At 73.3% G+C, this 6,244-nt stretch carries 6 protein-coding genes and 1 pseudogene; 6 read left to right on the top strand and 1 reads right to left on the bottom strand.

Annotated features, from left to right (window positions below):
- The first annotated feature begins 149 nt into the window (after window positions 1–149).
- From def to ETD96_RS39480, 4 genes are all read left to right on the top strand, one after another.
- Window positions 150–680, top strand: a complete 531-nt coding sequence (def, locus tag ETD96_RS39465) for a peptide deformylase (RefSeq protein WP_171069458.1) — start codon at window positions 150–152, stop codon at window positions 678–680.
- Between the two features lie 146 nt (window positions 681–826).
- A complete protein-coding gene (locus tag ETD96_RS39470) occupies window positions 827–1,561 on the top strand; it encodes a response regulator transcription factor (protein WP_138641597.1) in 735 nt (244 codons plus the stop codon).
- Window positions 1,561–3,033 carry a sensor histidine kinase gene (locus ETD96_RS39475; protein WP_138641598.1) on the top strand — a complete coding sequence of 491 codons (1,473 nt, stop codon included), beginning with the start codon at window positions 1,561–1,563 and terminating at the stop codon, window positions 3,031–3,033. The genes ETD96_RS39470 and ETD96_RS39475 overlap by 1 nt, the downstream gene beginning before the upstream one ends.
- Before the next feature lie 299 nt (window positions 3,034–3,332).
- Entirely contained in the window at window positions 3,333–4,295 is a 963-nt protein-coding gene (locus ETD96_RS39480) for a S1C family serine protease (RefSeq protein ID WP_138641599.1), read from the top strand.
- 143 nt (window positions 4,296–4,438) lie between these two features.
- Here the strand turns inward: ETD96_RS39480 and ETD96_RS39485 are convergent, their stop codons facing one another.
- Window positions 4,439–5,263 carry an oxygenase MpaB family protein gene (locus tag ETD96_RS39485; protein WP_138641600.1) on the bottom strand — a complete coding sequence of 275 codons (825 nt, stop codon included), beginning with the start codon at window positions 5,261–5,263 and terminating at the stop codon, window positions 4,439–4,441.
- 89 nt (window positions 5,264–5,352) lie between these two features.
- On the opposite strand from ETD96_RS39485, the gene arfB reads away from it, so the two are divergent.
- Window positions 5,353–5,778, top strand: coding sequence for an alternative ribosome rescue aminoacyl-tRNA hydrolase ArfB (gene arfB / locus ETD96_RS39490; RefSeq protein ID WP_138641601.1), 426 nt, complete (start codon window positions 5,353–5,355; stop codon window positions 5,776–5,778).
- A 155-nt stretch (window positions 5,779–5,933) separates the two neighbouring features.
- Window positions 5,934–6,244, top strand: a pseudogene (locus ETD96_RS39495) (hypothetical protein); the annotation flags it as partial.

A 6,244-nucleotide genomic window follows, 5' to 3' on the forward strand; every position in this document is an offset into this window, starting at 1 on the left:
CCGGTGCACCCCCCGGTCCCGCCGCAGCAGCCCCGCGGCCCGATCGAGCTGTAGCGGAGCCGGGCCGCGGCACCGGCCCGTCCGCCCGGCGGTGCGCCCTCCCCTCGCGGGGACGGGCGCACCGCCGTCCGCTTTGTAGGATCTTCGCCGTGAGGAAAAGGACCCATCCGCGGGGCGGGACGGCCCGCCCGGTCAGGCTTCTCGGCGACCCTGTGCTGCGCACCGAATGCGACCCGGTCCGGACGTTCGACGCCTCTCTGGAGCGCCTCGTCGACGACATGTTCGTCACCATGTACGAGGAGGAGGGCGCCGGGCTGGCCGCGAACCAGATCGGCGTCGGCCTGCGCCTGTTCGTGTACGACTGCGAGGACGACAAGGGGCGCCGCCACATCGGCCACGTCGCCAACCCGGTGCTGGTCGCCGCCGACGGCGAGCAGCTCGTCGAGTCGGAGGGCTGCCTGTCGGTCCCCGGCCTGCGGTTCGAGACGCCGCGCCACGCGCACGCCGTCGTCGAGGGCGTGGACGTGAAGGGCAGGCCCGTCCGCGTCGAGGGCACCGGCTACTTCGCCCGCTGCCTCCAGCACGAGTGCGGCCACCTGGACGGCCGCGTCTACATCGACGTCCTGTCCGGCGACGCCCGCCGCGAGGCGATGCGGGCCATCCGCGCCCTCCAGCGCTGACCCCCGCCCGCGCGGACTCGCCTACCCTGTCCAGTCGCGCTTCCAGTCGGACCGGGGGCGGCGCTCAACGTATCCTCGGCCGCCATTCAGGGGACGTTCAGGTTCGGCTGGAATCCTCGGCGATGATGTGGAGGGGGACTGGGCAATTGTCTAAACGGACGGCGAACGGCGGCGGCAAGGCGACGGCGGAGGCGACCCTGCTCGTCGTCGAGGACGAGCCCAACATCCTGGAGCTGCTCGCCGGCAGCCTGCGCTTCACCGGGTTCGACGTGGTCACGGCCACGAACGGGGCGGACGCGGTGCAGTCGGCGCGGCGGCACCGCCCCGACCTGATCGTGCTGGACGTGATGCTGCCCGACATCGACGGGTTCGACGTCGCGCGGCGGCTGCGGTCCGGCGGCGACCACACCCCGGTGCTGTTCCTGACGGCGCGCGACGCCGTGCAGGACCGCATCAAGGGGCTGACGATCGGCGGCGACGACTACGTCACCAAGCCGTTCAGCCTGGAGGAGGTCATCGCCCGGATCCGGGCGGTGCTGCGCCGGTTCCGCGGCGGCGCGGCCGAGCCGCCGCCCCGGCTGGTGTTCGCGGACGTGGAGCTGGACGAGGACAGCCACGAGGTGTGGCGGCGCGGCAGGCCCATCCAGTTGTCCCCGACCGAGTTCAAGCTGCTGCGCTACTTCATGGCCAACGCGGGCCGCGTCGTGTCGAAGGCGCAGATCCTCGACCACGTGTGGAACTACGACTTCCGCGGCGACGCGGGGATCGTGGAGTCGTACGTGTCCGCGCTGCGCCGCAAGGTGGACAACGCCGAACCGCGCCTCATCCACACGCTGCGCGGTGTGGGGTACGTCCTGCGCGAGCCGTCGAGATCGGGCTGATGTCGCCGTCGCCGCGCCGCGCCCTGGGGCGGCTGTGGGGGCGGACGTCGCTGCGCGTCAAGCTGATCGCCGGGATGCTCGTGCTCGTCACGTTCGGAATGACGGTGATGAGCGCGGCGGGCGCGTCGGTGCTGCGCCAGTACCTGGTGGGCCGGGCCGACGACCAGCTGCGCAGCTCGGTGGGGCGGGCGGTCGAGCAGGTCGTCCCGCAGCTGCGGCGCGGCGAGGTCAACATCGACGTCCGCATCCCGAGCGAGATGTACGGGCAGGTCCGCACCGACGACGGCCACGCCCTCGGGCAGAACCCGGCGTGGAGCGAGACCGGCCACCCGAAGCTGCCCGCGGACCTGCGGGAGCACATCGACCGGCCGTTCACGGTGCGCGGCACCGGCGGCTCGCAGTGGCGGATCCTCGCCGAGCCGATCCCGGGCGGGATCATCGTGCTCGCGTTCAGCATGGACGAGGTCGACCGCACGGTGCAGCGGCTCGTGGTGATCGACGCGATCGTGGGGCTGCTGGTGCTCGGCGTCCTGGTCGCGCTCGGCGTGTGGGTGGTGCGGGCCAGCCTGCGGCCGCTCGCCGCGGTCGAGGAGACGGCGGGCGCGATCGCGGCCGGGGACCTGTCGCGCCGCGTCCCGCAGGCCGACCCGCGGACCGAGATGGGCCGGCTCGGCCGGTCGCTGAACACGATGCTCGGGCAGATCGAGGCGGCGTTCGGGGCGCGCGCCGAGTCGGAGGCGGCGGCGCGGCGCTCGGAGGAGACGGCGCTGCGCTCGGAGGAGCGGATGCGGCGGTTCATCGCGGACGCCAGCCACGAGCTGCGCACGCCGCTGACCGCGATCCGCGGCTTCGCCGAGTTCTACCGGCAGGGCGCGGCGCGCAGCCCCGCCGAGCTGGACCGGCTGATCGGCCGGATCGAGGAGACCGCGTCCCGGATGGGGCTGCTGGTGGAGGACCTGCTGCTGCTCGCCCGACTGGACCGGCAGCGCCCGATCGAGCGGCGCCCGGTGGACCTGCTCGCGGTGGCCGCCGACTCCGTCCAGGAGGCGAGGGTTCTCGCGCCCGAGCGCAAGATAGACCTGTCCGTCGAGGGAGGGCTGGCGTACCAGGTGCGGGGGGACGAGCCGCGGCTGCGCCAGGTGCTCGGGAACCTGCTGTCCAACGCGATCGCGCACACGCCGGAGGGGACGCCGGTCGACGTCCGGCTCCAGCCGGGCACGCTGCGCGGCGGGCCGGCGGCGGTGATCGCGGTCGCCGACCAGGGCCCCGGCCTGTCCGCCGAGCAGGCGGAACGGGTCTTCGAGCGGTTCTACCGCGCGGACGAGGCGCGGTCCCGCGACTACGGCGGCGCCGGGCTCGGCCTCGCCATCGTCGCCGCGCTCGTCGCCGCCCACGAGGGCATCGTGGAGGCCGACTCGACGCCGGGCGGGGGCGCCACGTTCCGGGTCGTCCTGCCGCTGGCCGATGACTAGCCCCTGCCGGGTGGACGGATCGTTCGGCGGAGACCTGGGTCACATTCAGGCAATGTTCAGGTAAGTGCGCTTAGGTGGACGGACAGGGCGCGCCCCGGTCTCGACGGGGAACGGGAGTCCGCGCCCTGGCCAGCTCACCCCCGGGTCGCCCCCCGGGGGCACCGCGACCGTGGACGCGCCGCCCACGGTCGCGGTTTTTTCATGTCTTGTCGGCTTTCAGCACACTTTCAGGTTCAATCCAGGCGGCCTGCAGCCCCGGCGCGCACTCTCGATGGTGAGCGAACGACAGGGGGATCCGCATGAACACCGATGCCGGACGGCCGCAGCCGTCACCATGGGAGCCGCGACAACCGGACTTCGCCGCGCAAGGGCAGTGGCCATGGCAGGGCGCCCCGCCGCCCGGCCCGGGCGCTCCGGAGCCGCCCGGCCCGGCGGCTCCGGGGCTGTTCGGCACGGCACGGCGGAAGCTCGCGGCGGTGGGGGCCGCCGCGGCGCTGGCGCTCGGGGCGGGCGCCGGAGGCGCGGCGGTGGCGCTCGCGCTGACGCACGAGAGCACCGTCTACGCGAGCCCGACGGCGGTCTCGGGGGCCTCGTCCACCAGCACGACCGCGCAGGTGGCGGCCGCCGTCCAGCCGAGCGTGGTGTCGATCCAGGCGCAGACCTCGTCCGGCGTCTCCGGCGGGTCCGGCGTCATCCTGCGCTCGGACGGGGTGATCCTCACCAACGCGCACGTCGTGTCGGGCGCCCGGCAGGTCGCGGTGAAGTTCAGCGACGGCCGGACCGCCGCGGCGCGGGTCGTCGGGGCCGACTCCCGCGCCGACGTCGCCGTGATCAAGGCGCAGGGGGTGTCGGGCCTGAAGCCCGCGACGCTCGGTGACAGCGACCGGCTCGCCGTCGGCGACCAGGTCCTCGCTGTGGGGAGCCCGCTCGGCCTGGACGGCTCGGTGACGTCCGGCATCGTCAGCGCGCTGGGCCGCGAGGTGCAGGAGGGCGACTCCGAGCAGCAGCTCCCGCCGGGGCTGCGCGGGCAGCTGTCCCAGCAGCAGCAGACGGTCATCAAGAACGCGATCCAGACGGACGCCGCCATCAACCCCGGCAACTCAGGCGGTGCCCTGGTGAACGCGTCCGGCCAGGTGATCGGCGTCAACACGGCCATCGCCACGTCCGGTGGCAGCGACGGGAACATCGGGGTCGGCTTCGCCATCCCGATCGACTCCGCCAAGAAGACCGCCGACGAGATCATCGCCGGCGCCTCGGTCTGACCCGGCCGCCGTCCGGCCAGGCTCTGGGGGGGAGCGGGCGGACGGGCGGCGGACCGGTCAGAGGGTCCTCCCGGCCGGGCCGGGTTCGGGAGGGCCGGCAAGGGAGAACGGCCGCGTGGTCTGCCTGTGGATCACGCGGCCGTTCAGCTGCGCACGCTGATCGCGGGCCTCCGCTTCACCTTGGCCAGCATCCTGCGCGTCGAGTGCAGGTAGTACTCGCGCGGCAGCGTCCGGATCCGCAGCGGCAGCCGCGGGTACACCGCCGACAGCACGGTGAGCAGGAGCCGGAACCGCGCCTCCCGCGCCCTGGTCCACTTCCAGCCGTACTGCTCGCGGATCGGCGGCGGCATCAGCCCCGCGGTGAGCAGCCGGATCATCATCAGGCCGGGCGCGTTCAGCGGCCCGCCCGGCAGCTTCGGGTGCAGCACCTGCTCGGCGACCGCCCGCGACGCGTCGCTGATCTCCAACGTGTTGAGCATGTCGGCGTAGTAGGCGCGGAAGTCGCGGTAGGTCTCCGGCATCCGCCCCTCGGGGCAGCCCAGGATCGTGGCGTAGATCTTGGTCTGCCCGTAGAACTCCTCCAGCTCGGCTTCGGTGAACGTCCGGCGGAAGAGTACCTGGTAGAACTGCGTCGCGACGGCGAACAGGGTGGACGCGACCCACACCTGCAGCTCCGGGTCGTTGGCCTCGTAGTCGGGGCCGGTGATGGACTCGTGCCCCTTGGTGACGAGCGCGCTGAGGGTCTCGGCCTCCTCCCGCGTCCCGAACTGCACGACGTAGAGCCACCCCATCGTGTTGCGCAGCCGCCGCGCGGGGTCGTCCGCCGTGTAGCTGTGGTCGTACACGCCCTGCGCCACCTTGGGATGCGCCGTCTGCAGCAGCGACGCGGCCCCGCCCGCCGCGATGAGCGCGCCCTCCCGCGAGATCACGCGGATGAGGTCGCCGTCCTGGAAGATTCCCGCAGTCATGGCGAGCATTGTAAGTAAGTGCTTGCAGTTGGTGCCAGGTGGGGCTTAACCGGACGACAAGCCCGCATCGCCCCTGCGACAATGGGGGCATGCCCGCCCAGATCCACGTCCGCGGCTCGGTCACCATCCCGGAGACCGAGCTCAGCTGGCGCTTCTCCCGGTCGTCGGGGCCGGGCGGGCAGCACGTCAACACCAGTGCCACCGCCGCCGAGCTCTCCTTCGACGTCGCGAACTCCCCGTCCCTCCCCGAGCACCTGCGCGCCCGCGCGCTCGACCGGCTGGCCGGACGCCTCGTCCGCGGCGTCCTGACGATCCGCGCCGAGGAGTACCGCTCCCAGCAGCGCAACCGCGACGCCGCCCGCACCCGCCTCGCGACCCTGCTGGCCGAGGCGACGGCCCCGCCGCCGAAGAAGCGCATCCCGAAGAAGGTCCCGCGCGGCATCAACGAGCGCCGCCTGGAGAACAAGAAGCGCCGCTCCGCCGTCAAACGACAGCGCTCCGCCCGCTGGGACTGAGCGGGTCCGCCGCGCGCCACGCCGCCTGAGGTGACGGCCGCCGCCGTCGACCTGGTCTACGGTTCCGTTGGATCGGGCTCAGGGCTGCCGACGTGGGGGCGAAAGGCAGTATGGCCGTTGGCTGGAAAGGCGTGTGCGGGCTCCGCCGTGGCTGCGTGACGCTGGTCGTCGCGGCCGCGCTGACGGGATGCGGGGGAGGAGCCCGTACGGGCAAGGCCTCGGTCACCGTCCAGGTGGGGCGGACGCACTGCGGGCAGGGGTGGTCCCGCTCGCACGCCGGAACAGAGACCCTGCTCGTGCAGAACGCCGACAGGGCGGCCGTCGATGTCGCCGTCGTCTCGGGCGGCGAGATCTTCGCGGAGCTGGAGGACGTCGGGCCGGGGACGACTCGTCCGCTGCACGTCAGCCTCAAGGCCGGAACGTACGCGGTCGCATGCCGGCCGGCGGACGCGTCGTCCGTCATGGG

It is taken from the genome of Actinomadura geliboluensis (assembly GCF_005889745.1).
Lineage (GTDB): Bacteria > Actinomycetota > Actinomycetes > Streptosporangiales > Streptosporangiaceae > Spirillospora > Spirillospora geliboluensis.

Coding starts and splice junctions, on each gene's coding strand:
- ETD96_RS39485 (WP_138641600.1), bottom strand. CDS start 5,263: ATGACTGCGGGAATCTTCCAGGACGGCGACCTCATCCGCGTGATCTCG.
- ETD96_RS39475 (WP_138641598.1), top strand. CDS start 1,561: ATGTCGCCGTCGCCGCGCCGCGCCCTGGGGCGGCTGTGGGGGCGGACG.
- arfB (WP_138641601.1), top strand. CDS start 5,353: ATGCCCGCCCAGATCCACGTCCGCGGCTCGGTCACCATCCCGGAGACC.
- ETD96_RS39480 (WP_138641599.1), top strand. CDS start 3,333: ATGAACACCGATGCCGGACGGCCGCAGCCGTCACCATGGGAGCCGCGA.